Source organism: Pedobacter sp. MC2016-15 (assembly GCF_026239695.1).
Lineage (GTDB): Bacteria > Bacteroidota > Bacteroidia > Sphingobacteriales > Sphingobacteriaceae > Pedobacter.
On record NZ_JAPIVS010000007.1, the window covers coordinates 1 to 23738 of the forward strand.

Genomic DNA, 23738 nt, shown 5'->3' on the forward strand with positions numbered 1-23738 from the left:
GCCCTAAGTTCTTTCGGAGCAAAAGCAAAAGCTGCGATTCCCGCTCGGTCAATATCTTGCGGTCTGAGGGACCGATAAGCAGCAGTTCTTTGGGATAAAAACGATAGAGCCCAATCTCGTAAGATTCCGGCTCCGGTGTTTTCAGCGAAGACCTTTTGAGGATATTTTTCACCCGCAGCACCAATTCGTCGGCATCAAATGGTTTGATAATATAGTCATCAGCCCCCAGTTTAAGGCCCTTCATCACATCTTCCTTCAGTTTACGTGCAGTAATAAAAAGAAAGGGCATTTGAGGATATCCTTTAGCAACCCAGGCGGCAAAGGTAAAACCATCCTCTACCGGCATCATCACGTCGGTGAGGATAATATCAAACGCCATTTCCTGAAGAGCTATCCGGGCTTCCTGTCCATTTACCCTTAGCTCCACGGAAAACCCATTAAGCTCTAGATACTGTTTCAGTAAGGGACCAAGATCCTGATCGTCTTCTACGATAAGTACAGATGAACTCATGCAAATGCTAAATAAATGCTAAATATACTTCCTTGAGGCGAAGAGTTCGTTAACCGGAGGTCGCCTCCGATACTTTTTACCGACTGCCTGCTCAAATAAAGGCCCAATCCCAAACCCTGTACGGAGTGCACATAGTGTTGGGGTACACGGAAAAACTTCCCGAACAGATACTCCTGATAAACCCGGTCAATGCCGATGCCCTTATCAATCACATCGATACGGAACATATCACGTTCTTTCTCACCGCTGATCTGTATCAAAGAACCTGCTGCAGAATACTTCTGTGCATTGTCTACCAGGTTATCTATCGCAGCTTCAATCAATCCCGCAGAACCTATGACATCACAGGATCCTGACCCTGCAAAGACCTGTAATTCATGATTGTTTGATAGCGTTGATTTCTGGTAATTGTGCAGCAGCGCTATGATATCGACCCGTTCCGTATTTAATTTTTCCCTGATGACAGAGCTTTCCAGTACGCGTTCAACCGTAGTATTTAATTTTCTATGCTGACGCTCCAGATTTTGTATGAGTTCCTTCTGTTTAACAGAATCTTCTGCATACACGGGCAAATTGAGCGTCTTAAAGGCGATAGCCATCGAACTCAGCGGGGTTTTCAATTCATGTGTGATATTGTTGACCAGATCTTCTCTCAGCTCCGTTATCTTTCTTTGCCGTTGTGCCGAGCGAATTACCTTAAAAAATACGATCACCACGGCCCCAAGTAGTAAAAGGGAAAGAGATCCAACAAGCACCATTTGTTTTAGAATTGATATTGGCATAGCGGGTACTTCCAGGTAGATCAGGTTATCGTAGGCGGTCGCAATTGTGTTGTCGCCTGTATGGTCTGTGGTACCATTATTTTGGCCTAAAAATATCATCTGGTAACCTTCGCGTGCCAGTTTCCTCAGACGTGATCTTTGATCAGGTATGTTCAGATCAATGATCGTCCGGCCCTGTGATTTTATCTTAATGGCCGCGTAGCCGGTTTGATAGGAAACACCTTTGATCAGTTCATCCTCCCTTGCCCTGTCAGCCAGCAGGCTATTCAGATTTTGCGATACTTCTTTGTCTTTCGCACTCAAAAACCGCTCGAAACCTATCCGGTCAAGTTTGCCCGCACGAACCATCTCTGCAACATCTGTGAGGTTGGTAAAGTAACGTTTTTGAATCTTCTGAAATGCGGAGTCATTGTACAATTTCAGTACCGAGGCCTGTACCTGGCTATGATAGTTGGTAAGGTTGAGCTGCAAAGTATTATTCAATAAATAACACTGAACGGACACTAATCCTGAAAGGATGATTAAACATACAAAGATCAGCAGCTTAAAGCGCCCCTTATTTTCCATGAAGCAAAATTAATCATTAATGATCCTTGCGACGAGGATATAAGGATCATTAACACTTCATTAACTATCCATTAACCATTTCCGGGTGGAAGCTAAGCGAGATTTGCATCATGATATTGAAACGAAAACACATGATGCTGGTCACTATGCTGACGGTATCAATGGCACTTTATGGTTATGGACAACAAATGCCAAAAGCCGACCGCGGCATTCATTTAAGCGGCGATACGATCAGTTTGCATTTCACTGTTTACAAGTATTTCCCATTCATTACAGCGGACATCAATGGTGTTAAAGGGAAACTGTTGTTTGATACGGGTGCGGGCATGGATCTTGAACTTGATGATAAAGTCCTTGATTTAAAAAATGGTAAACCAAAGGGGCGCGGATTTGTTGGCAGTGGCCAGGCATTCAGCGTAAGCCTTTACGATACGATCAGTCATATCAGCCTGGATAATGGACGTTTAACTTACACTGATGCCGGTCCTGTAGGTGGCCACGATTTCAGTTACATGAATAAGATCACCACGGATATATTAGGATTGATAGGCTATAACTTCTTCAAAGGTTATCTGTTTAAGCTGGATTATAAAGCAAGCCTGATCACTTTTTATAAAAACACACCGCAACGTTCAGCAAACAAGGATTTCTTGACAAACGAAACGTTAGTGGCGGTACTCGATTTTGAAACCAGAAAACTGATCAACCACCCGGTCATCAGGAGAATATCCGGCAATGATACCCTGGCTATAGCATTTGACACAGGGCAGTTGGGATCCCTGGCCTTGTCGCCGGACATGAAAAAGGATTGGTCTGATAAAGGAAAATTGATCACAAAAGGAGAGGATAGAATAGCCGAAATACGATCATTCCAGCTCCCGGGCCTCGCAGATCCGCTGTCCTTTAAAACTATTTTGTATTCCCAGCAGGCTGCGTCAGGGGCTAACAAAGCTATCGGCATCACCGAACAGAATACCATCGATCTGGGCTATAGCTTCCTTACTCAGTACAAGACCGTGTGGGACTTCGACAACAAGAAGATATATCTTCTCAAACCATAATACAGGCCTCCAAAATTTAAATGAATACAATCCCCCATTAAACATACAAAATGAAAAAGATCATAGTAAAATTGCTGTTGGCAGCCCTGGTTCTTACCTTAACTAATACCGTAATTGCTCAGGTTCCGTCAATGCCCGAAAATCATGAACTTCCGGAATTCCACTTAACAGAAGATACCTGCAGTATTAATTTTCTGGATCACGCCCGTTACATCTTTATTGAAGGGAGCATCGGAAAGACCAAAGGAAAATTTATGTTCGATACAGGTTCACAGACTAGCCTGGCAATAAACCGGCTTTTTGTGGAAACGAAAGGAGGCAAAAAGATAGGAACAGGATTTAACGGCTCCGGAGAAAATTATGATGTATTCAGGTTAGATACGGTGCGTGATATTAATGTCGGTAATCGTTTATCTTTTGATATTTGCGGCCCTGTTGAAGCAAACGAGCAAAAAGGGATTCATGAACATTTGGAACCACAATTTCTTGGTTTGATTGGTTACGATTTCTTCAAAGGTTATGTGATGAAAGTGGATTACCGCAATCACCGCTTAACTTTTTATAAGAATACAGAAACCCGGAATAAAAACCAGGATTTTTTGAAAGGCGAGAAACTGATTACCGTGATTAATCTGAAAGCCAGCCTGCTACCGAATCACCCGCTTACAGACCTTCAAATTAACGGAGTAAGTGTTGATGCTGGATTTGACACTGGTACACCAGGAGTGCTCTATCCTACAGATAGCTTTAAAGAGGAACTTTCAAAAAAAGGAATATTAGGCGAAAAGGATAAAGAAAGCGAAACCACATTAAAAAACCTTGAATTTGCAAATGGCTATAAAGGTTACAGTGAACAGATCCACATCCTTACACCAGAGCAAGGCATGGGCATCAGAAAAGCCATTGGCTTTCAGACTGAGAACATGCTTGAGTTAGGCCACGGTTTCCTTGCCCAATATAAGACCGTTTGGGATATACAAAACAAGAAACTGTATCTTTTACAAAGGTAGTTCAATCAACTCATGAGTGTAAATTGGAGGTCACAATTTGTGACCTCCAATTTAAAGTCCGTCGTGATAAAACGTATTTAGTTACTAACCAAAAACCCCAATCGCAATTTCTTAAGCAACCCTATCAATAAAACACAAACAGCACAGATCCCTATTGTTGAAATCAATGGACATACAACTGATGCTAAAGGAAAATGAAAAACCACTCCGCTTTGCATGATTAAAGGCGACAGGCAAAGAATAACCAAAGGATTCAAACAAAATATCCCTAAAGTCTGATTAGCCATTGACTGAACCAATCTCCCGAATGCTGCGGGCAGTTCTGCATAGGTTGGTCCTGAGTTAACCGCACTCGTGAGTAGCAGGGTACAGATAAATACGCTGGGCAGCATGTATACATTTTCTAGTCCCGGTTTCAGATATAGAATCTCAGCAAGGATCAGCAGAGGTGAAAGCCATATCAAAACTGGAGGTAAAGAGATATTGATGATATTTTTATGTGCATGGAGAATACCTACGATCATATAAGGCAGCCAGTAAACAAAAGGGCGGTAACTCAATTTTTCCATCACTCCATGTTCAAACCAGCTGGTATAGGAAATCAGCGCATAAAAGCCGATTGACAAAAGAATAATGACAGAAGTGAATTTTGATAAGACCGGAGTTATTTTCCGTATGATATTAAACAAGATGATCAGCTGAAATAAAATGATAAAGTAATACTGTCCGGACCAGCCATAGCCCACCCAATGTTTGGTGATCAAACTTTTAACCGTTAGCGTACTAAAGTCTGCAGTTAGCAGTAGATACACAACAGACCAGACAAAAAATGGTATAAAAAGCTGGTAAAGCCGCTTGAACGCATTACCGTCACCTCTTTTGATAAAGCTCTTTTCTGAAAAATAAGCCCACAGATAAATAAAAACCGGTACACAAAATCTAAATAGATTTTGGATAAACTCCACCTGCGTTTTACTGAAATCTATTGCGGAAGCACTAAAGGGAAGGAGATGAGAGCCATGAATAAAAACAACAGCAAAAATTGATAAAGATTTGAGAATGTCTGCGTTGGCATTTCTCTGGTTTGGAGCGCTGTTTTTTTTGATATCCATCTTACAACAAATTGTAGTACAATTACAGGTTGTCAAGTTACATAAATATCTTTGAAGGATTAGCTGATGTATTAAATGTAATTTATATTTAACATTTAAAAACAGCGAGCTGCCAGTGGTAACAGCTATCTAGTCAGATTCTTTTTTTCTGGAATACTTGATATAAACCTTTGAGTAACAATGATTACACCTGTATCTTTTGATATTCTTGAAAAACAGGACATATTTCACAAAGGGATCTCTGGGCACTCTGGTATCCAGTAGCCCGATTTTGCATTTGGGACAGCGATGGTAATTCCTGGATCGATAAACCCAGTTCTGATCAGGTTTATCGGTGAGCGCTATTTTCATTTATAATGACAACATTAATATCGGGTCAAATATACGACGTGTTGCCAGTTATTTAATTAGTTGTAGGTATACTTGATATTTTTGTGCTTTTTGTCCTAAGTAACAAAAATGTGGGAATAATAACGGTTAAAGGCCGATTTGCCGGAATAGAGCTACAAGTTGTAACGAAGATTTTACCCAGGAAAATTCTTTGAGACGCTCATTACCTTTACGAATCATCTCATTTCGCAGAATTTCATCATCCAGTAACATCTTCATCTTGCTACACATATTACTGATATTGAACGGGTCGAATGTTAAAACTGCATCCCCACCTACTTCAGGTAAAGAGGTATTGTCAGCAACCAGAACCGGTAACTGATAGTCAAAAGCCTCCAGAATTGGAATCCCAAAACCCTCATTGGTAGAAGGGAAGACATACATCAATGCCCCGGAATAGATGGTTGCCAGTTCGTTGTCGCTAAGGTACCCGGTTAAGATGATCTCATTTTCCAGGCCTGTCTCAGAAATGGCATCCAGAATCGCCTGCTGATCGTTACTGTCTTTGCTGGCATTGGAAGGACCTGCAAGAACCAGTTTGACCGGACTATCCGTAGTCGATTTCAATTCCTTAAACGCATGAATCAGCGCAGGGATATTTTTGCGCTTAAACATAGATCCCACATGCAGAACGTAATTTTTGCGCTCAATCCCAAAACGACCCAAAATATCAGTCTCTTCATGTACCTTCATCGTTTTTGGTCCTTCGTACACAACTTTAAGCTGCGATAAGGGGATGCCGGTATAATGATGTATCTGCTGTTGCGCATACGTTGATGGCGTAACGATAAAAGCGGATCGCTTCGCTGCGGGAATAGCCGTCAGGTGATAAAGTTTGAGCCAGAGTTTGCCGTAATGTTCAGGATTTTCAAAGAAAAACGCATCATGAAATACGGGGACAGTCTCAAAACCAAGCCGCATCAGCGGCACAAAGTTATCTGTACAAAACAGAACATTACAACCGTTAAAATATGCTTTTAATGGCAGCGTAACCTGTTTCCAGAACTGGTAATTGAAATGTTCCACGTATTTGCCAAGTTTAGAACTACCCTTGTAAACCGGGAGCGACGTATCCAGAAACTTAAAGCTCAGCTGATCGTTTGAGATCTCCCTGAAAGCTTTACAAAACTCCTCCAGATACGTTTTTGTACCCGTTTTGGCGAGTTTCAGGTCCCTGATGTCAACCCCGATAACTAATGGCTTACTCATAGATCTGCAATGCGGTTTTTGATCACTTTTGCCGGAATACCTGCAGCGACAGAATTATCCGGGATCGACTTATTCACCACGCTCCCTGCAGCAATGACACAGCCTTTTCCGATGACTACACCGTCAAGAATGCTCACCCCGCCACCGATCCAGCAATTGTCCCCAATCTCTACACCAATACGTGTTACGCCCTGGCCCTTGATCGTCTGATCAGGAGCACTGAAGTTATGGTTTTCGGAGAAGATCTTCACCTCCGGACCGAAGATCACCTCATTGCCAATCTTGATTCCGCCCTGTCCGGAGAAGTACGCACGCGCACTGATGCCGGTGCCATTTCCGATGGTAATTCCTGTGCCTTTCTGAGCAATAACACCCGTGCAGAAAAGGATAGAGTCGCGCGCAATAGATACATTATCCCCCAGGATGATCCCATTATCTGATAGTGCATTGATATATACATTATCTTCCAGGATCGTATTCCTGCCGGTGCTCAATTGATAAGCATGACTAATCTTTACATCTGTACCCAGAAAAAGCATCCCCTTGGAACTCTTTAAAAAAGGCTTTTTCAGCAGACCTCTGATCACTTGCGCAAACCTGCGGTTTGACACCACAGCAAGGTCTCTGACAGTATATTTACTCTCCCATTTATAGTTGGGATCATTCTTCAGTTTTCGGATTATCTTTTCAAGTAGCATAAATCACCTCCCGCTTGCTTTTATACTGCATCACGATATTTATCAATAAGCCTGAGAAGAACCAGTTCATGTAAGAAATATACGAAGAGGACTCCACTTCTGAGGTGAGCAGAGGAATAAATAATCCAACTTTAAACAGCAGCACCATCATACAAACCATTCTTTCCCTGCCCTTCAGCTTCGGCAGCCAGCGCAAACTTGTCCTGATCAGCGAGATGTAAGCGACCAGATAAAATAATAAGACCAGCACACCGCCCTGTACACCGATGATAATATATTGATTTTCTCCACCGGTAGTTTCTCCCAGAGATCCGCCGACCCTTCCGGATGTTCCCAATCCCAGACCTAGAGGGTGGCTGATCATCGATTCAATACCCTGCACCCATTCTACCACGTGACCGATACTGGAAGGATTACTGAAATTGAGTGTATTGATGACCACCTCTGTGATCCCGCTGGCTTTATCTTCAAAACTGCTGATGATATAAATGATATATAAAGCAACGGCTGCAAAACCCAGGTGGATTGTATTAGTGATATATTTCTTCTTCGTCAGCAGTGCGTAGACATAGATCATGATAAAGTAACTCACAAAAGGCGCCCTGGATAAGGCAAATGAGATACAGGCAAAACTCGCTGCCAGTGCAAGCAGGCCGGTAATCCCGGGCTTGAACTTGTTATCATCCCTGGTATATAACGCTCCAATAACCGCCAGGGCCAGTAGGGTGGCTGCGGCATTTTCCAGCGGGTTGGCAAAGAAACTTGCAAAGCGCTTAAAGCCCCCCTCAGACTCGAAAGTCCAGCTTAATCCATAGTTTCCTGAAGGCTCAAAGTTGAAGAAGTAATAACTGTACTCGGCATAACCCGTCATCGTTTGCAGGTGCCGGTTAAGCAATACTTCCATACAAATCACGGCCCCTGCGGCAATGGTGAGCAGAACGATGAAGTTGAAGTACTTGGTGATATACATCTTTGTGATGTCTGAGAAGCGCCCCGCAAAATAAACAATCACAAAGAACGACATACTTTTTAGTGCGATCAGTCGGTTGACCAGACTCTGTTCACCAATAGGTAGTAGTGCCAGTATAAAAGTGTAACACAGAAAGGCAAAGATCAGATGATCAATAAGGTGAAATCTGGGCTTCTTTCGGAGACTAAACAGGTTGATCACCAACACAGTGAGCATGATCCCTTCCTTGAAAAACTGGAAGGCTGGTATTACATTTCTGAGGCCGATCAAAAAGGCCACGGACATAGCCGTAGAGTACATGGAAAGCCCGAAAATGATAAACAACAGAAAGCTGTCGGTCTTACCCCTGATGATCTCTTTTAATGCAATTACAAAAGAAAATAAAAATATAATTGGAAAGATAATCATAGCATCCTATTTGCCAGCCGGCGTTAAATCAGGCCAAATTACCTTTTCTGGTGTAAAAAATCCATCTTTCAGCCCATTAAATAAAAGCGATGCTTTTTTTCTTCGTCCGCGGAGCAGAAAATAAGACATCAGTGCTGCGTAATAAGGCAGGTAGTATAAAAACATGAAGGGATAGAAAACAGGCTTGCCAAATCTTCTGAGAAACCAGATCCTGTTCCTGCTCACGTAGTAGTGAATCACCGGACTCAGGGTACCTTCTTTTTCTTTGGTTGCCAGCTGACCCGAGGCGCCTGCCTCGTGATACAATTTCTGTCCGGGCAGATAATGCAGCTCGTGACCGCCATCCCTGATCCTGAATGAAAGCTCTACATCCTCGTCGTAAAGAAAAAACTGTTTATTAAATATACCTGTTTGCTTCAACACTTCATTTCGCACCAGCATGCAACAGCCCGTAAGCCATTTCGCTTTAACAAATGAAGTCGTATCCGGATACTGCTTTTTGCTGGAGAACAATTTTCCGAATAAGGAATAATAGCCTCCTCTTCCATTCCAGATCTCAGATCTTTTGTGCATCCAGTAGATGGCAGGTTGTACCGCTGCTGCGGCAGGTTGTTGCTCCAGGTGGTCCATTAATGCGCTCACCAGATCGCTGTCCACTTCAGTATCATTGTTGATGATCAGTGAATAGGTATATCCCTTTTCTATGCTATATATGATAGCCCTGTTGTTCCCTTCGGCAAAACCCAGGTTTTCCTGGTTGTCTAAATAGATCAGGTCCGGGAATTGGGATTGGAAAAGTTCTAGCGAACCATCTGTAGATCCATTGTCGGCCACAATAATATCAAAATGAGCTGTATTGCAGTATTTCAGCAAAGAAGAAATGCAGTTCAACGTATGTTGGGGAGTGTTCCAGTTTAATATTAAAAGTGCAACAGGTTTTTGCATATCTTAGCGCTAAGGTCGGCAAATTCTCCCAATTGGGCAAGTTTGACAACCGTAAAGGCTCTTGCAAAAACCGGCCGGCAGCTTATGGCAGATATTTTGTGTCTGCTTTTACTAAATTATACGTGAATGTTTTCATTTTTTCAGAAGAAAAATAAAGTAAGTGATATAGAATGGCTGGGGATTGATATCCATTCCCATCTTTTGCCGGGAATAGATGATGGTGCAAAGACCATGGAAGATTCCCTGAAATACATCCATCGTCTGCAGGAGCTGGGATTCTCAAAATTGATCTGTACCCCGCATATTTACAGCGATATCTATCCCAATACACCGGAAACGATCCTGCCGGTGCTTCAATCTGTGCAGCAGCAGGTTAAATCTGCAGGAATAACTGTAGAGCTGGGAGCCGCTGCGGAGTACATGGCCCAGAGTGATTTTGTTGCAGCCGAAGGATTACTGACCTTATCAGGAAATTATATTCTGATAGAAATGTCTTACCTCGTAGAAACTCCAAACATTGAACAGATCATATTTGATCTGCAGGTGAAGGGGTATCAGGTTATACTGGCACATCCTGAACGGTACAACTTTTATCATAAACTTCCAGAACGGTACCAGCGGCTGAAAGATAGCGGGTGCCTCATGCAGATGAACCTGCTCTCGGTGCTGGGCTATTACGGCAAGAGTGTACAGATTATTGCAGAAAACCTGTTGCAAAAGAATTTCTATGATCTTGCCGGTACAGACCTGCACCATGACAGGCACCTGGCCTCCCTTTCTTCAGCAGTAACTGATGGTACGCTGTATAAGAAAATCGGAGATTACGGCTTCAGGAACAAAGAGATTTTTGGCTGATAGCTCTTCATCAGGCATGCTTATGGAGTTGTTCAGCAAATTCTTTTGTAATTTGCGATAGCCCCCTGGGTTCAAACTGGACAGTATCCAGGCCATCCAGAAAATGATGAAGTTCTCCCTTCTGGTATTTAAATGTTCCCTTTGGGTTTTGCGTATGATTGATACCGCGGCGCTCCCAGGAGTGCCCGATGCACAATACCGGCATCGCATGTTCCAGCATCGCTGCTACAGTCCCGCTTTTCTCCATCATCTCAAAGGTTGTGGTGCTGATGCCAAAAGAACCTGTACTCAACGTTTCGGAAATAGTTTGCTCAGACTGCTCACCCAGGATTTCTACTGCCAGGCCGTAGGATGTCCACACCCGTACAAATTCCTCCTGATGCGATCCGCTTCTTCCGATCAGCACGAGCTGAAATTTGAGATCATGCGCACTGCCATAGGCTGCGACTTCCTCTGCGAAAGAAGCGATAAAAGAATCTGGATGTATCGTCCCGAAGATCACAACCCTCACCACTGAATCTGAGTTAAGACGCTTACGCTGCTCTGCAGGCTGAGCATGATGGCTGATATTGCCAAACAGAGGCAAATGGAACGATTTGATGCCGTCCTGGTCGAGGATGGTCTGATATACGGTGTTCTGCGTACTGATTGCCTTAGGTTGTAGCTTTCGCACCATCTGGCGGATGATACCACGCTGAACAAATCCCCAGATCTTGTGGCGCAGACTGGCACCTTTGTACATGCCCACAGCAAGTTCATGAAACATGATATGCCATTTGAACTGAGAGTTATGACTGGAAAGATGTCTTGCCAGACTGTACGGTAGCCCTTTGTCATGATAAGTGAAGACCACATATTGCAGGCTGACCCAGTCAGGATTATAAGTTTTGATAAAGTTCATTGCCAGTTCCACTCTTTCTTTTTCAGGAAGAGCAGCGGGTATGCGGTAAACCTCATAGTTGTTACTGCTGCTTGCTGCGTGTTTTTCTGGTGCAGATATATGACGATCGTTGATGGCTATAGCCCCCACCTGATGCCCCTGTAAAGTAAGTTCTGATGCTAATTTCCTCACGTAGTCGCCCACACCGTCTCTACCGGTTTCCAGACTGCCACAAATAAAAATCAATTTTATTTTATTTTCCATTTGATGAGCTTTGTATTTCTTTCGTAGAATGTCACATTTCGAATGTATACAAAGTATTGCTTATTTTTAACAAAAAGCTATTATTTCATATCTGCTTAATACATCAAAATTCATACAAAGGCTGTTATCTGTCTTTTAAAACAGCTTTTTTTTAGGGATTGATCAAAAAAAAGGACTGATTTTTAAACATTGTAGTCTTTATAGACACCAATTGTTGGGATCACTGCAATTGTGAGCTCTCCAATTCCTTCGATAAAAAATACATATTGTAAAAATAACACTAACATAAGATCAGCAGCCTGCTGTATAGCTGGTTACGAGCCTAAGTAATTTGCTAAATCGAGTAAGCGACACCTTTTTGAAGTAAATTGGTATCATAATTGATACAACAGCTATTGTGAACTTTATCGGATTATTTAATAATCACTTATAATTATGACAATTTAAGCTATGCCGGTACGAACGCGCCTGCTTTTGGTCTATTGTAAGGGTTGAACATAATCTGATGGATAATTGTGGGATCTTTTGATTTTTCTGATCCTGTGAAGATTATTTTTGAAAGAAACACGCTGATTTTTAAGAATAATCATATCAAAGTCGTCAAATTGTAACGAAATTGATATAATATATCATGGATTAACGCGTTTTGTAATCGTAAACATCAAATATTGGGTGTAGGAGTGTGATTAGAAAGGTATTTGTATGTATTGATCACAGCTCTTTTGATTTTAACAAAAAGATAATTGAATGGTAATGGCTCAGAAGTCATATCTATTCTTTGTTTTTTAGAAAAAATATTATCTTGCTTAAATATTCTTTTATACTTTATAATGACCTGATGTGCTGTTTTTTGATTTACTTAACAAATTATTAATGTTCTCATTATTCAGAAAAAGAAATACTACTACCAAACTTCGCTGCTCAGTATCAGATTTGCAAAGATGTTCCGCATCTAAAATGTTGCTCTCGCAAACAGGCAATCTATTTATAGCTGATGTTACCCTACGGTCTATTTTCTCAATCAATCAACCGATATTCACTTATGAATAACTTGTACAAAAAAACTGGCTGGTTCTACCTTTTTGCGTTCAGTTTCATCATCATGATCTCATCATGCAGAACACCGCAGAATGTGATCTACTTCTCTGATCTCGATTCAACCAAAGTCAATAGCGTACCGCTCGCAAAATTCAAAGAACCACTGATCCAGACTGACGATATCCTGAGTATCAATATCCAGACGCTGGACCTGGAATCAACTCCTGGAATGGGTGCTTCTGCAACTTCGGGCGCTGCCAGTCCTGGAGGAGGTGCCACTGATAATTCATCACAAGGGAAAGAAGCTAACGCAACAAGTGGCTTCCTGGTTGACGAGGACGGCAATGTGGAAATCCCGATGATAGGTTCAATTAAGCTTGCCGGTTTAACTACAAACCAGGCCAGGGAACTGGTAAGAACCAAAGCTGCCAAATACTTTAAAGACCCTACGGTAGAAGTTCGTTTCGCCAATTATAAAATCACGATGCTGGGAGAGGTGAACAGACCTTCAACCTATACCGTACCTTATAAAAAAGTAACAGTGCTGGATGCGATCTCTATGGCTGGCGATCTCACGATCTATGGCAAAAGAGAGAACGTTTTGCTGATGAGGGAGAACGGCGACAAAAAGGATGTGGTACGGTTGAACCTCAACTCTTCTACGCTGATGGCCTCTGAGTACTATTATCTGAAACAGAATGATATTATTTATGTGCAGCCTTCCAAAGCAAAAAGCTCTGCTAATGACGCCGACCGTGTGAAACTGATTACTATTCTAATCAGTGTAGCAACGCTGTTGACTACCATTTTAATCAGATTGTAAGTTGTCCACCCCTTAAAGTATATAAGTATGCCCCCACAGGAAGATGTCTTTGTAGAAAAAAATAAAATCAACTTTAAACAGCTGGCAACGAAGATGCTGCGCAACTGGTACTGGTTAGTTTTATCGCTGGTGCTTTGCCTCGCCTTATCTTTTATTTATTTGAGATATGCGACACCGCAGTATTTCACGACCTCCAGAATCTTGCTCAAAAATGATGAAAAAGCTTCTCTGGGAGACAATGAAATCGCCAAAGCGCTGGGCGGACAACTGGGTAGCAGCAGCAGCACCGAAGGGGAAGCTGAGATCCTGAAAACAACGCATCTGATGAGTAAGGTGGTGAAAGACCTGAAAGCTTATGTGACGTACTTCAATAAAGGACAGATCAAATCGGTGAACCTGTACAAAGATTCGCCCTTTAAATTGACAATTCTGGGATCTATAGATAGCCTGAAGCCGCTTACACTGGAGGTGAGAATTAAGGGCAACAAAATCAACTTGTCTAACGAAACCTTTAATAAGGAGGTCAACTATTTCCAGCCATTTATTGTTCCTGGTCTCGGAAACGTTCAGATAGAAAAGGGGCCAACGGATGCGAAAAAGGATGAGGTTTATGAGGTGAACGTGCAAACGGTTAGACAGACTGTTGCGGGTTTAATCAAGAAACTGGAGATCGCTATTCCGATCAAACAAACGGATATTATCTCGCTGAGCCTGACTGACCCTGTTCCGCAATATTCTGAAGATATATTGAATGGACTGATCAAAAGTTATATCGAGGGCAATATCCTCGACAAAAATAAAGTGGCTGACAGTACGATTGCTTTTATTGATAAGAGGCTGATCTATGTGAGCCAGGAACTGGGAAGTATTGAAGGGAATGTGCAGTCGTTCAAACAACGGAACAAAATTGCCGATATCACCGCACAGTCGGGCCTTCTGGTAACTTCTACAGGTAGTAATATCGAGGAGGAAGCTAAGATCCAGACGCAGCTGAGTGTGTTGTCTTCTGTAGAAAACTATCTGAACAGTTCAGGGGCCAATGAAAGGATTATCCCAAGCGGTGCGCTGCTGGAAGATCCGGGATTTGCCTCTCTGGTGGAGCGGTATAACCTGATTGTGCTGGAGAAAGAAAAAAGCAGCATCAGCAAAACTGAAGATAACCCTTACATCCAGAATCTGAATAACCAGATCGCCGGGGCGAAATCAGACATGCTCACGAGTCTGAAAGGTTTTAGAAAATCTCTGGAAATTACAAAAGATAAAATCCAGGCGCGCTCAGGTGAGTTAGCCGGGCAGGTGAGAAAAGTGCCGGCAGTGGAGAGGACTTATCTCGATCTCTCGAGACAACAGCAGATTAAGCAGGAATTGTATGTTTACCTGCTGACCAAAAAAGAGGAAACGGCAATATCTAAAACTTCTAATATCTCGAATTGCTCGGTAATCGAACCGCCGCTTACGATGGGTGCGGTGAGTCCGGTGAAAACCAATATCATTGGCTATGGGGTGTTCCTGGGAATTCTGCTGCCAATCGGTATCATCTTTATCGGCGACAGGCTCAACAACAAAATCAACTCTAAGGAAGATGTGATTGCACATACCACTGTACCTGTGATTGGCGAAATCGGCAAAAGCCCGGTGGCGCTGGAAACTATCGTGGTGGAGCAGGGATCAAGAACGCCGATTTCGGAACAGTTCAGGGCCTTGCGTACCAACCTGGGTTTCTTTATGAAGGAAACCGACAAGACGGTATTGCTCACCTCCAGTATGTCTGGTGAAGGAAAATCTTTTATCTCGCTGAACCTGGCTACGGTACTGGCCATATCAGGTAAAAAGGTGGTGGTAATGGAAATGGACTTGAGAAAGCCAAACCTTTCCAACAAACTGAACCTGAGGAATGATTTTGGTTTTACCAATTACATTGTATCCAGCGAACTGACTGCTGACAGTATTATCAAAAGTTCCGGAACACATGAGAATCTTTTCATTATCAGTTCCGGCAATATACCACCGAACCCTACGGAAATTATATTGAATTCACGTATGGACGACCTGATGTCGGTGTTGACAGAGAAATTTGACTATATCATCATTGATGCGCCACCAGTAGGACTGGTAACTGATGCGCAGCTGCTGAGTAAGTATGCCGACCTGACATTATATGTTGTCCGCCAGGGATTTACTATTAAGGAGCAATTGGGTATAGCTCAGGATCTTTACCTGACCCAGAAAATGAAAAACATCGCTATTCTCATGAATGATGTAAAGATTGAAGGCCGTTACGGTTATGGCTATGGTTACGGTTATGGACTTGAAGAGGAGAAACAGGGATTTTTCTCAAAAATCTTTAAAAAGTAAATATGAGAGCGTTGATACATAGGTTATCCACTCATCCTAAGTATTCAAGGGTATTTGAATGGGGTAAGGTGATTTCCATTGCGGGATCTGCTCAAATTCTTGTTCAGCTTACCGGGCTGCTTACCGGTATTTTGATTATCAGGATGCTGCCCACAAAGGAGTATGCATTTTATACCCTGGCGAATACAATGCTGTCAACGATGACGGTGCTGGCAGATGGCGGGATTAGTGCGGGAGCGATGGCCCAGGGTGGTAAGGTATGGAAAGACAGGCAGCAGCTGGGGCTTGTACTGGCAACGGGACTGGACTTGCGGAAGAAGTTTGCCATCTTCAGTCTGCTTGTAGCAGTGCCGATCCTGGTATACCTGCTCTGGCACCAGGGTGCTTCGCTATGGGTAATTGTGCTGGTGGTGGCTACGCTGATCCCATCCTTTTACGCGGCGCTGTCTGACTCTTTACTGGAGATTGTGCCTAAGCTGCATCAGGACATCAAACCTTTGCAGATGAACCAGGTAATGGTGAATATCTTCAGACTGCTTTTGTCGGCCTCTGCGGTTCTGTTCCCCTTTACCTTCATCGTTCTACTGGCGAATGGTATTCCCCGCATGTATGGCAACTTCAAACTCAGGAAGATCGTTGAAAAATTTGCCGAACCGGAGTTACAGCCGGATCCGGTGTACAGGGACAATATCATGCAGGTGGTGAAAAGGATGATGCCGGGATCTATCTATTACTGTATATCGGGACAGATGACGATATGGCTGCTGTCTATCTTCGGCTCTACGGATTCCATCGCAAAGATTGGTGCCCTGGGCAGAATCAGCATGCTGCTGACCATCTTCACGGTGCTGTTTGGAACATTGATTACGCCTCGCTTTGCGCGGTTGGCAGAAGATAAAGCGGTTTTATTAAAACGCTTTGTAACGATACAGGTAGGCATGGTGATCCTCTGCACAGCGATTTGTACGCTGATTTACTTTGTGCCACAACCCGCACTCTGGTTGCTGGGTGATAAATTTAAGGGTCTGGAAATGGAATTGACGCTGAGCATTCTGGCCAGTTGTCTGGCTTTGATGAGTGGCTTGTTTTTCGGACTGTCTTCTTCAAGGGGATGGCCTACGCATCCGGTGGTGCTGATCGTTGGAAATGTTGTCTTTGTGGTTACCGGTGCATTGCTCTTTGATGTGAGTAGCTTAATGGGGGCATTATGGTTTAATATTTTTATCAACCTCTATCCGGTAGTGATCCATAGTCTGAATTTTTATTATAAAGCATTTAAGAAATAGTATGTCGGCAACAAATACACCAAATACCAACAGAAGTGCAGTTGTTCGTATAGCGTTCAGGATAAATACTATGCTCACTAACCTGTCGAAGAAAAACAGAGTATTCTGGCTAAAGCTGCAGGGGTTTCAGGTGGGCTCCAATCATAACATTGGCAAAATTACGGTACAGGTGCCTGAGCAGGTGAGTATCGGCAATAACTGTGTGCTGGAGGATTATGTAAGGCTGCGCCCGGGAGGTGGATGGAAAAAATCCAGCATCACCATCGGCAATAACAATTTCATTGGCCATGCCACGCAGATCAATGTGGGCAGTCATTTTAAAATGGGCGAAAACTGTATGGTAGCCCCGCTATGTGTTTTCAGCGATGCCCATCATGAATTTGATGATGTCAATATCCCCATTAACCAGCAGCCCTGCAGGTACAATCAGATCGAACTGAAGAACGACGTTTGGATAGGATCGGGATGTGTGATTTTAGGTGGGGTAACGATAGGTAATGGAGTAGTGATCGCAGCTGGTGCTGTAGTAAATAAAAGTATCCCCGACTTTGAAGTATGGGGTGGTGTGCCGGCAAAAAGAATCAAATCGAGGTTGTCAACAAATTAATCCTTAATAACGAATTTAAATGAAAGTCATAACTACGCTAGCTGAAAAAGATTATTTCCTCGGTGTTGCCGCCTTAGTGAACTCGATTGTTAAACATGGTAAGTATGTTGACAAAATTGTGGTAGGCTACAGAGGAAGTTTGCCTGGATGGTTACCCGCGCTGACAAAATCTGCCTTTGGTCAGTCGGTTGTTCTGCAATCGGGCCTTGAGCTAGATTTTGTGGAAGTACAGGGTGGGCTGCATATGGTTCATGAGAAACCGAAATGGTTCCGTTACTTAACCGAAGTGCTGGAGCCGGGTGCTGACGAGTATTTCTTTTTTGACTCGGATATTATTGTCATGAACCGCATGGCCTTTTTTGGTGAATGGGTAAAGGAAGGTGTTGCGCTCTGTGAGGATGTAAACTATGATATGAGTTTAACGCATCCCATCAGAAAGCAATGGGCCAAGCTGGCTGCAGAAAATGGTAAGGTGGTGAGGAACCAGCTGAGCAGATATTACAATAGTGGTTTTCTGGGCTGGACCAAAGAGACGGCATCCTTTGTAGTGGAATGGGATGAATGCTGCCAGATCTTAAGCCGCATCAGCGGGGATATGACCAAATTCAGGGTGAACGACCGTACAAAAACGGTATTGAGTGCCAATCAGGATTCGCTGAATGTGGCGGCCATGGTTACAGACTGCCCGATCTCGGTGATTGGCCCCGAAGCCATGGGCTTTCATTATGGACTGAGTCTGATGCAGCACCCCCTGGGGCCTAAACCATGGAAGAGGAAGTTTGGAAAGGATTTTTTCCTCGGAATTCCGGTGAGGGAAGCTGACGTAGCATTCTGGAAAGCAGTGAATGATGGTGAACTGAAACCTTATCCCAGCAGCCGCATAAAAAACAGGCTGTTTGTGATGAAGTTTTTCAAGTTCATGGGCAGGATGTATAGCAGAAGACAATAATCGTTGATCATCATTTTTTAACATATGAGCTACATCATTCAACAATCAGGATTTGTGATCCGCAAGCGTTACTGGCCACGTTTTACCGGTTTTTTCAGGAAAATCTGGTTACAGGTATTAGGGATGAAGGTTGGGGCAGGAACTACGCTCCCGCAATTATTTGTGACCTGGCCACATCAGGTTAGCCTGGGTAACAATTGTTTGCTGGAAGAACAGATCAGTTTCAAGTTTGACGGGATACGTAAACCGGGGCCATCCATATTTATTGGAGATAACGTCTTCATTGGATCAGGATGTGAATTTAATATCCGTTTGAGAATCGATGTAGGAAAAGATAGCCTGATTGCCTCAGGCTGCCGTTTTGTAGATCACGACCATGGCATTGAGCCAGGCGTGCTGATGCGACTGCAGCATGGGCCTGAAAAGGCGATAAAAATAGGTAATGATGTTTGGCTGGGCTGTAATGTGGTGGTACTGAAAGGTGTAGAAATAGGAGATGGTGCAGTGGTGGCCGCCGGCGCAGTGGTAACCAAATCTATAGCTCCCGGTGAGATCTGGGGAGGTATACCAGCCAAAAAAATAAGTGATAGAAAAAAATAACAGGTAGGAGAGGTATGAAGATTATTTTTCTTTGCGGGGAACTTGACCCGGGACGTGATAGTGTTGGAGAATATGTGAGATGTTTAAGTGAGGAGCTTATTCATCAGGGGCATCATGTTGCGATCGCATCGATCAATGACACCTATATCGAATTGATGCAGAACTCAGGCCTGTTAGGTCCTGCAGAACTGTCTGTATTGCGCCTGCCTTCAAATCTTGCAGAAGAGGACAGGGTGGCGCTGGCAAGGGTGTTTATCGATTCCTTTAATCCGGACTGGATCAGCCTGCAGTTTGTGCCATCTGCATTTCACCGCAGGGGGCTGGTCTTTGGTCTTGCAGGTAATTTACTGACTGCCGGAAATGGTAGGAAATGGGAAGTGATGTTTCATGAACTCTGGATGGGCATCTCTGCTAAAGCGGGTAAAATGGAAAAACTCTTTGGAAGATTCCAGTTTGCGCTGATCAGGTCAATGATCAAAAAGCTGAATCCCAAAGTTGTCCATACTCATAATGATGTTTATCAAAAGGAACTGGAGAGAATTGGCACTGCTGCTAAACTGCTGCCTCAATTTTTCAGGACGGATTTATCCGCTAAACCCAATTATACTGAAGTAGCAAAACAATTTGTTCTGGATCTGCCGGATGAGCAAAACTTAAACGCTGAATAATGAAAATTGTAGTCACACATCCCACTGGTAACCGTAATGTAAGAGCCGTAATGTCTGCTTTCGAAGAGGCGGGTGTGCTGGCATTTTTCAGTACGACGCTGTCGGTAGACCCGGATCATTTTCTCCTGAAGTTGCTGCCTGCAAAGGTTTCAAAGGAGCTGGCAAGACGGTCATACCCTTTAAGCTCGGGACTGATCCGCACGCGGCCGATGCTTGAGTTGTTACGCAATGTGCTGCCAAAATTTGGCTTTAAGAGTGCCGTGGCGCATGAGACGGGTTTTGCAAGTGTTGACAAGATTTACCAGGATCTGGATAAAGCTACAGGAGCGATCCTGAAAGCAGAAAATAAAAAGCAAAAAATCGATGCGGTTTACTGTTACGAAGACGGTGCCTTGGAGACTTTTAAAGCTGCAAAAAAAGCAGGGATGGAATGTATTTACGACCTCCCGATAGGATACTGGCGCTCGGCAAGACTACTGCTGACTGCCGAAAAGGAACGCTGGCCGGAATGGGCATCTACGCTGGTGGGGTTCAGAGACTCGCAAAGTAAACTGGACCGCAAGGACGAAGAGCTGCGGCTGGCAGAAAGAATATTTGTGGCGAGCAGCTTTACGGCAAAAACGCTGGGGGATTACCAGGGTAAACTGGCCCCGGTTGCCGTAATTCCTTATGGCTTTCCACCGGTGAAAGGTGTGAGGGAATATACTGTAGCGCACAACAGGCCCCTGAAACTGCTTTTTGTAGGCGGTCTGTCGCAGAGAAAAGGTATTGCAGACTTGTTTGCTGCGGTGAAGAATATTGGAAAAGGGCTTGAGCTGACGGTGGTGGGCAACAAAATGAATGTTGAATGCCCGGCACTGGATCTGGCATTAAAAGAACACCACTGGATACCAAGTCTGGCGCATCATGAAATCCTGGAACTAATGAGAGGCCATGATGTGTTTGTCTTCCCTTCCTTATTTGAAGGGTTTGGACTGGTGATTACTGAGGCGATGTCTCAGGGTACGCCGGTAATCACGACCGACCGCACTGCGGGACCGGATCTGATTACACATGGTAAGGACGGGTGGATTATTGAAGCAGGCTCTACAGCGGCGCTGCAACAACAGATAGAAGAATTGATGGCAGACCCGGAAGCAATTGTGGCTGCGGGGAAAGCCGCCATGGAACGCGCAAAACTGCGGCCATGGGAAAAATACGGTGAAGAGTTGACAAGGGCGATAATGAAAGGTAGATAATGAAGGAACAAGCTGATGGCAAATCTCTGCTGAAAAAGGCAGTCTGGGCGTATTTTTTACTGCTGATTTTTGAAGGCGCATTGAGAAAATGGGTGCTTCCGGGATTGTCTACGCCTATTTTGCTGATCAGGGATCCTTTGGCGATCTGGATTCTTTTCAAGGTTTGGGAGCAGGGTAAAATGCCGTCCTCGATTTACCTGAAGGCCATGGCACTGATAGGTGTAGTTTCTATCGTGACGGCGATGCTTGCCGGGCATGGGAACTTTGGCGTGGCTATATATGGCGCCAGGATTATCCTGATCCATTTCCCGCTGATGTTTGCGATAGGAAAGGTGTTCGACAGGGAGGATGTGCTGCAGATGGCAAGGACGATCATCTGGATATCTATCCCGATGGTGGTGCTCATCGCCATGCAGTTTTACAGTCCGCAAAGTGCCTTTGTAAACCGGGGTGTTGGTGGAAATATGGAAGGTGGTGGTTTCTCAGGGGCTATGGGCTTCTTCAGGCCGCCGGGAACATTTTCATTTACCAATGGAAACGTGTCTTTCTTTTCACTTACTGCCAGCCTGGTGATCTATTTCTGGTTAACACCGGGTATCAACAAACTGGTGCTGATTGCAGCAACCATAGCTGTACTTGCGGCGATACCACTTTCCATCAGCAGGACTTTGTTCTTTAGTATTGGCGTAGCCCTGATCTTCGCCATTTCCGCAACTTTATTTAACGGTAAGAATACAGGTAAGATTATCACTACAGGATTTATCCTGGTGATAGCCCTGGCGATATTGAGTCAGCTTCCGTTTTTCAGTACCGCTACAGAAGCTTTTACAGCCAGGTTTACCAATGCCAATGAAACTGAAGGTGGTGTGAAAGGGGTTTTGGGTGACAGGTATTTCGGGGGATTAGGAAGTGCTTTATCCAATTCAACGGAGCAGCCCTTTTTTGGCTTTGGTGTAGGCATGGGTACCAATGTGGGTTCCAATCTGCTTACCGGTGCTTCTACCTTCCTGATTTCTGAAGAAGAATGGGGAAGGCTCATCGGGGAGATGGGGGCGATTATGGGTATCGGGTTTATTGTGGTGAGACTTGGTGTCTCTTTCCGCATGCTGAGCTTTGGCTATAAGCAAATGCTGCGTGGCGACTTGCTGCCATGGATGCTGCTGAGCTTCGCCTTATTGAATATCCCGCAGGGACAATGGGCACAGCCGACAAATTTAGGTTTCAGTGCAATGATTGGAGGGCTGCTCTTTGCTTCCTTCAATACGCGCAAAAAAATAATCAACGAAAATCAGCCTGAAGCTGCTATACCGGCTCTGCCTGTGGATTTAACTCAAATTAAATATATACGATGAAGATTGTCTTTTTTGCCCATCCGTCATTTTTAGGCTCGCAGAGTATGCCGCGCTTTGTCAATATGCTGGCAGAGGGCATGGAAGCACGCGGCCATAAAATAGAGGTATGGAGCCCTGAAGCATTTTTTACGAATATACCGCTGAAGAAGCTAAAAAAGTGGCTGGGATATATGGACCAGTACCTGGTTTTTCCGCGGCAGGTGAGGCAGAAATTAAAGCAGCAGCAGGAGAAGGTGTTGTATGTGGTGGCCGATAATGCGCTGGGGCCCTACGTGCCTTTGATTGCCGACCGCCCGCATGTGATCCACTGCCATGATTTTCTGGCACAAAGATCGGCGCTGGGACAAATCCCGGAGAATATGACATCGGCCAGTGGCCAGAAATACCAGGCCTATATCCGCAATGGATATACCAGAGGAAAGAACTTTATTTCCGTTTCGGAGAAAACCCGCACAGACCTGGCGGACTTTCTTCCGGTATCTCCACGCAGGTCGGAAATGGTATACAATGGCTTAAACCCTGCCTATCAGCAGGCATCTCCGCTGGAGTCGAGGTTAGCGCTGACAGGAAAGTTAGGTATTGAGTTGAAAGATGGGTTTTTGCTGCACGTGGGTGGAAACCAGTGGTACAAAAACAGGCTAGGGGTGATCGCTATCTACAACCAGTGGCGTGAACGTTATACGCTTGCATTACCGCTGTTGCTGATCGGAGCAGCTCCGTCAGCGGCACTAAAAGAAGCTTATGAGCAATCTGCATACAAGCAGGATATCCATTTTTTAACGGGCATCGACGATGCGACGGTGCGCCAGGCCTACTCAGGTGCAACGGTATTTCTTTTCCCTTCTATTGCTGAAGGTTTTGGATGGCCGATAGCTGAAGCCATGGCTTCGGGCACGCTGGTGCTGACGACTGCTGAAAACCCGATGCTGGAAGTGGCTGGTGATGCAGCATTCCTGATCCCGAAGAAGCCCTTTGAGAAAGCTCTGCTGCAGACATGGGCTGCTGATGCTGCCGAAGTATTAAACAGGGTAGTAGAGCTGGATGAAACAGCACGGAACGAGGCGGTGATGAAAGGGATCGCACACGTTGAAAAATTTAAGGCTGCGGATGCCCTGGATACAATTGAACGCATTTATACTGAAATATTTAACGATTAAACC

Annotated in this window: 21 protein-coding genes; 13 read left to right on the forward strand and 8 right to left on the reverse strand. The window is 44.2% G+C overall.

Annotation, left to right across the window (positions count from 1 at the left end; translation table 11 throughout):
• Together OQY15_RS18740 and OQY15_RS18745 are read right to left on the reverse strand one after the other, a co-directional pair.
• Window positions 1-511, reverse strand: a 511-nt coding sequence (locus OQY15_RS18740) for a response regulator transcription factor (RefSeq protein ID WP_265793462.1), incomplete at its 3' end; no start/stop codon positions are given.
• Entirely contained in the window at window positions 508-1860 is a 1353-nt protein-coding gene (locus OQY15_RS18745) for a HAMP domain-containing sensor histidine kinase (RefSeq protein WP_265793463.1), read from the reverse strand. The genes OQY15_RS18740 and OQY15_RS18745, both read right to left, overlap by 4 nt.
• Before the next feature lie 110 nt (window positions 1861-1970).
• On the opposite strand from OQY15_RS18745, the gene OQY15_RS18750 reads away from it, so the two are divergent.
• On the forward strand, window positions 1971-2921 hold the full coding sequence (locus OQY15_RS18750; RefSeq protein WP_265793464.1) for a hypothetical protein: 951 nt from the start codon (window positions 1971-1973) through the stop codon (window positions 2919-2921).
• A gap of 50 nt (window positions 2922-2971) precedes the next feature.
• Window positions 2972-3931 (forward strand): hypothetical protein, encoded by a 960-nt coding sequence (locus OQY15_RS18755; protein ID WP_265793465.1) that lies wholly within the window; start codon window positions 2972-2974, stop codon window positions 3929-3931.
• A 77-nt stretch (window positions 3932-4008) separates the two neighbouring features.
• Here the strand turns inward: OQY15_RS18755 and OQY15_RS18760 are convergent, their stop codons facing one another.
• From OQY15_RS18760 to OQY15_RS18780, 5 genes are all read right to left on the reverse strand, one after another.
• Window positions 4009-5043: an acyltransferase gene (locus tag OQY15_RS18760; protein ID WP_265793466.1), complete on the reverse strand. Its 1035-nt coding sequence runs from the start codon at window positions 5041-5043 to the stop codon at window positions 4009-4011.
• A gap of 477 nt (window positions 5044-5520) precedes the next feature.
• Window positions 5521-6642 carry a glycosyltransferase family 1 protein gene (locus tag OQY15_RS18765; RefSeq protein WP_265793467.1) on the reverse strand — a complete coding sequence of 374 codons (1122 nt, stop codon included), beginning with the start codon at window positions 6640-6642 and terminating at the stop codon, window positions 5521-5523.
• Complete coding sequence (locus OQY15_RS18770) at window positions 6639-7340, reverse strand: acyltransferase (RefSeq protein WP_265793468.1); 702 nt, start codon at window positions 7338-7340, stop codon at window positions 6639-6641. Before OQY15_RS18770 ends, OQY15_RS18765 begins: the two co-directional genes overlap by 4 nt.
• Window positions 7330-8718: a hypothetical protein gene (locus tag OQY15_RS18775; protein WP_265793469.1), complete on the reverse strand. Its 1389-nt coding sequence runs from the start codon at window positions 8716-8718 to the stop codon at window positions 7330-7332. Before OQY15_RS18775 ends, OQY15_RS18770 begins: the two co-directional genes overlap by 11 nt.
• Before the next feature lie 6 nt (window positions 8719-8724).
• Window positions 8725-9663, reverse strand: a complete 939-nt coding sequence (locus tag OQY15_RS18780) for a glycosyltransferase family 2 protein (RefSeq protein WP_265793470.1) — start codon at window positions 9661-9663, stop codon at window positions 8725-8727.
• Between the two features lie 126 nt (window positions 9664-9789).
• Between OQY15_RS18780 and OQY15_RS18785 the strand changes: the two genes are divergently transcribed.
• A complete protein-coding gene (locus tag OQY15_RS18785; protein ID WP_265793471.1) occupies window positions 9790-10518 on the forward strand; it encodes a CpsB/CapC family capsule biosynthesis tyrosine phosphatase in 729 nt (242 codons plus the stop codon).
• Window positions 10519-10528: 10 nt separating this feature from the next.
• Here the strand turns inward: OQY15_RS18785 and OQY15_RS18790 are convergent, their stop codons facing one another.
• The gene (locus OQY15_RS18790; RefSeq protein WP_265793472.1) at window positions 10529-11662 is read right to left on the reverse strand and encodes a hypothetical protein; all 1134 of its coding nucleotides are present in this window, start codon (window positions 11660-11662) and stop codon (window positions 10529-10531) included.
• 1042 nt (window positions 11663-12704) lie between these two features.
• Between OQY15_RS18790 and OQY15_RS18795 the strand changes: the two genes are divergently transcribed.
• From OQY15_RS18795 to OQY15_RS18840, 10 genes are read left to right on the forward strand one after another with little or no spacing between them, the layout of a single operon-like run.
• Window positions 12705-13523 carry a polysaccharide biosynthesis/export family protein gene (locus tag OQY15_RS18795; RefSeq protein WP_265793473.1) on the forward strand — a complete coding sequence of 273 codons (819 nt, stop codon included), beginning with the start codon at window positions 12705-12707 and terminating at the stop codon, window positions 13521-13523.
• Window positions 13524-13550: 27 nt separating this feature from the next.
• Complete coding sequence (locus OQY15_RS18800) at window positions 13551-15878, forward strand: tyrosine-protein kinase (protein WP_265793474.1); 2328 nt, start codon at window positions 13551-13553, stop codon at window positions 15876-15878.
• A 2-nt stretch (window positions 15879-15880) separates the two neighbouring features.
• Window positions 15881-17164, forward strand: a complete 1284-nt coding sequence (locus tag OQY15_RS18805; protein WP_265793475.1) for a polysaccharide biosynthesis protein — start codon at window positions 15881-15883, stop codon at window positions 17162-17164.
• A 1-nt stretch (window position 17165) separates the two neighbouring features.
• Window positions 17166-17771, forward strand: coding sequence for an acyltransferase (locus OQY15_RS18810; protein ID WP_265793476.1), 606 nt, complete (start codon window positions 17166-17168; stop codon window positions 17769-17771).
• Between the two features lie 19 nt (window positions 17772-17790).
• Window positions 17791-18720, forward strand: coding sequence for a hypothetical protein (locus tag OQY15_RS18815; RefSeq protein ID WP_265793477.1), 930 nt, complete (start codon window positions 17791-17793; stop codon window positions 18718-18720).
• 24 nt (window positions 18721-18744) lie between these two features.
• Window positions 18745-19320, forward strand: coding sequence for an acyltransferase (locus tag OQY15_RS18820; RefSeq protein ID WP_265793478.1), 576 nt, complete (start codon window positions 18745-18747; stop codon window positions 19318-19320).
• 14 nt (window positions 19321-19334) lie between these two features.
• On the forward strand, window positions 19335-19988 hold the full coding sequence (locus OQY15_RS18825) for a hypothetical protein (protein WP_265793479.1): 654 nt from the start codon (window positions 19335-19337) through the stop codon (window positions 19986-19988).
• Window positions 19988-21226, forward strand: coding sequence for a glycosyltransferase family 4 protein (locus tag OQY15_RS18830; RefSeq protein WP_265793480.1), 1239 nt, complete (start codon window positions 19988-19990; stop codon window positions 21224-21226). Before OQY15_RS18825 ends, OQY15_RS18830 begins: the two co-directional genes overlap by 1 nt.
• Window positions 21226-22578: a hypothetical protein gene (locus OQY15_RS18835; RefSeq protein ID WP_265793481.1), complete on the forward strand. Its 1353-nt coding sequence runs from the start codon at window positions 21226-21228 to the stop codon at window positions 22576-22578. Before OQY15_RS18830 ends, OQY15_RS18835 begins: the two co-directional genes overlap by 1 nt.
• On the forward strand, window positions 22575-23735 hold the full coding sequence (locus OQY15_RS18840; protein WP_265793482.1) for a glycosyltransferase: 1161 nt from the start codon (window positions 22575-22577) through the stop codon (window positions 23733-23735). Before OQY15_RS18835 ends, OQY15_RS18840 begins: the two co-directional genes overlap by 4 nt.
• Window positions 23736-23738: the final 3 nt, after the last annotated feature.

Bases quoted from the DNA above. Each gene is read 5' to 3' on its own strand.
- OQY15_RS18780 (WP_265793470.1), bottom strand. From the start codon at position 9,663: ATGCAAAAACCTGTTGCACTTTTAATATTAAACTGGAACACTCCCCAA.
- OQY15_RS18805 (WP_265793475.1), top strand. From the start codon at position 15,881: ATGAGAGCGTTGATACATAGGTTATCCACTCATCCTAAGTATTCAAGG.
- OQY15_RS18785 (WP_265793471.1), top strand. From the start codon at position 9,790: ATGTTTTCATTTTTTCAGAAGAAAAATAAAGTAAGTGATATAGAATGG.
- OQY15_RS18790 (WP_265793472.1), bottom strand. From the start codon at position 11,662: ATGGAAAATAAAATAAAATTGATTTTTATTTGTGGCAGTCTGGAAACC.
- OQY15_RS18770 (WP_265793468.1), bottom strand. From the start codon at position 7,340: ATGCTACTTGAAAAGATAATCCGAAAACTGAAGAATGATCCCAACTAT.
- OQY15_RS18840 (WP_265793482.1), top strand. From the start codon at position 22,575: ATGAAGATTGTCTTTTTTGCCCATCCGTCATTTTTAGGCTCGCAGAGT.
- OQY15_RS18820 (WP_265793478.1), top strand. From the start codon at position 18,745: ATGAGCTACATCATTCAACAATCAGGATTTGTGATCCGCAAGCGTTAC.
- OQY15_RS18755 (WP_265793465.1), top strand. From the start codon at position 2,972: ATGAAAAAGATCATAGTAAAATTGCTGTTGGCAGCCCTGGTTCTTACC.
- OQY15_RS18810 (WP_265793476.1), top strand. From the start codon at position 17,166: ATGTCGGCAACAAATACACCAAATACCAACAGAAGTGCAGTTGTTCGT.
- OQY15_RS18750 (WP_265793464.1), top strand. From the start codon at position 1,971: ATGATATTGAAACGAAAACACATGATGCTGGTCACTATGCTGACGGTA.
- OQY15_RS18825 (WP_265793479.1), top strand. From the start codon at position 19,335: ATGAAGATTATTTTTCTTTGCGGGGAACTTGACCCGGGACGTGATAGT.
- OQY15_RS18795 (WP_265793473.1), top strand. From the start codon at position 12,705: ATGAATAACTTGTACAAAAAAACTGGCTGGTTCTACCTTTTTGCGTTC.
- OQY15_RS18800 (WP_265793474.1), top strand. From the start codon at position 13,551: ATGCCCCCACAGGAAGATGTCTTTGTAGAAAAAAATAAAATCAACTTT.
- OQY15_RS18835 (WP_265793481.1), top strand. From the start codon at position 21,226: ATGAAGGAACAAGCTGATGGCAAATCTCTGCTGAAAAAGGCAGTCTGG.
- OQY15_RS18815 (WP_265793477.1), top strand. From the start codon at position 17,791: ATGAAAGTCATAACTACGCTAGCTGAAAAAGATTATTTCCTCGGTGTT.
- OQY15_RS18760 (WP_265793466.1), bottom strand. From the start codon at position 5,043: ATGGATATCAAAAAAAACAGCGCTCCAAACCAGAGAAATGCCAACGCA.
- OQY15_RS18775 (WP_265793469.1), bottom strand. From the start codon at position 8,718: ATGATTATCTTTCCAATTATATTTTTATTTTCTTTTGTAATTGCATTA.
- OQY15_RS18745 (WP_265793463.1), bottom strand. From the start codon at position 1,860: ATGGAAAATAAGGGGCGCTTTAAGCTGCTGATCTTTGTATGTTTAATC.
- OQY15_RS18765 (WP_265793467.1), bottom strand. From the start codon at position 6,642: ATGAGTAAGCCATTAGTTATCGGGGTTGACATCAGGGACCTGAAACTC.
- OQY15_RS18830 (WP_265793480.1), top strand. From the start codon at position 19,988: ATGAAAATTGTAGTCACACATCCCACTGGTAACCGTAATGTAAGAGCC.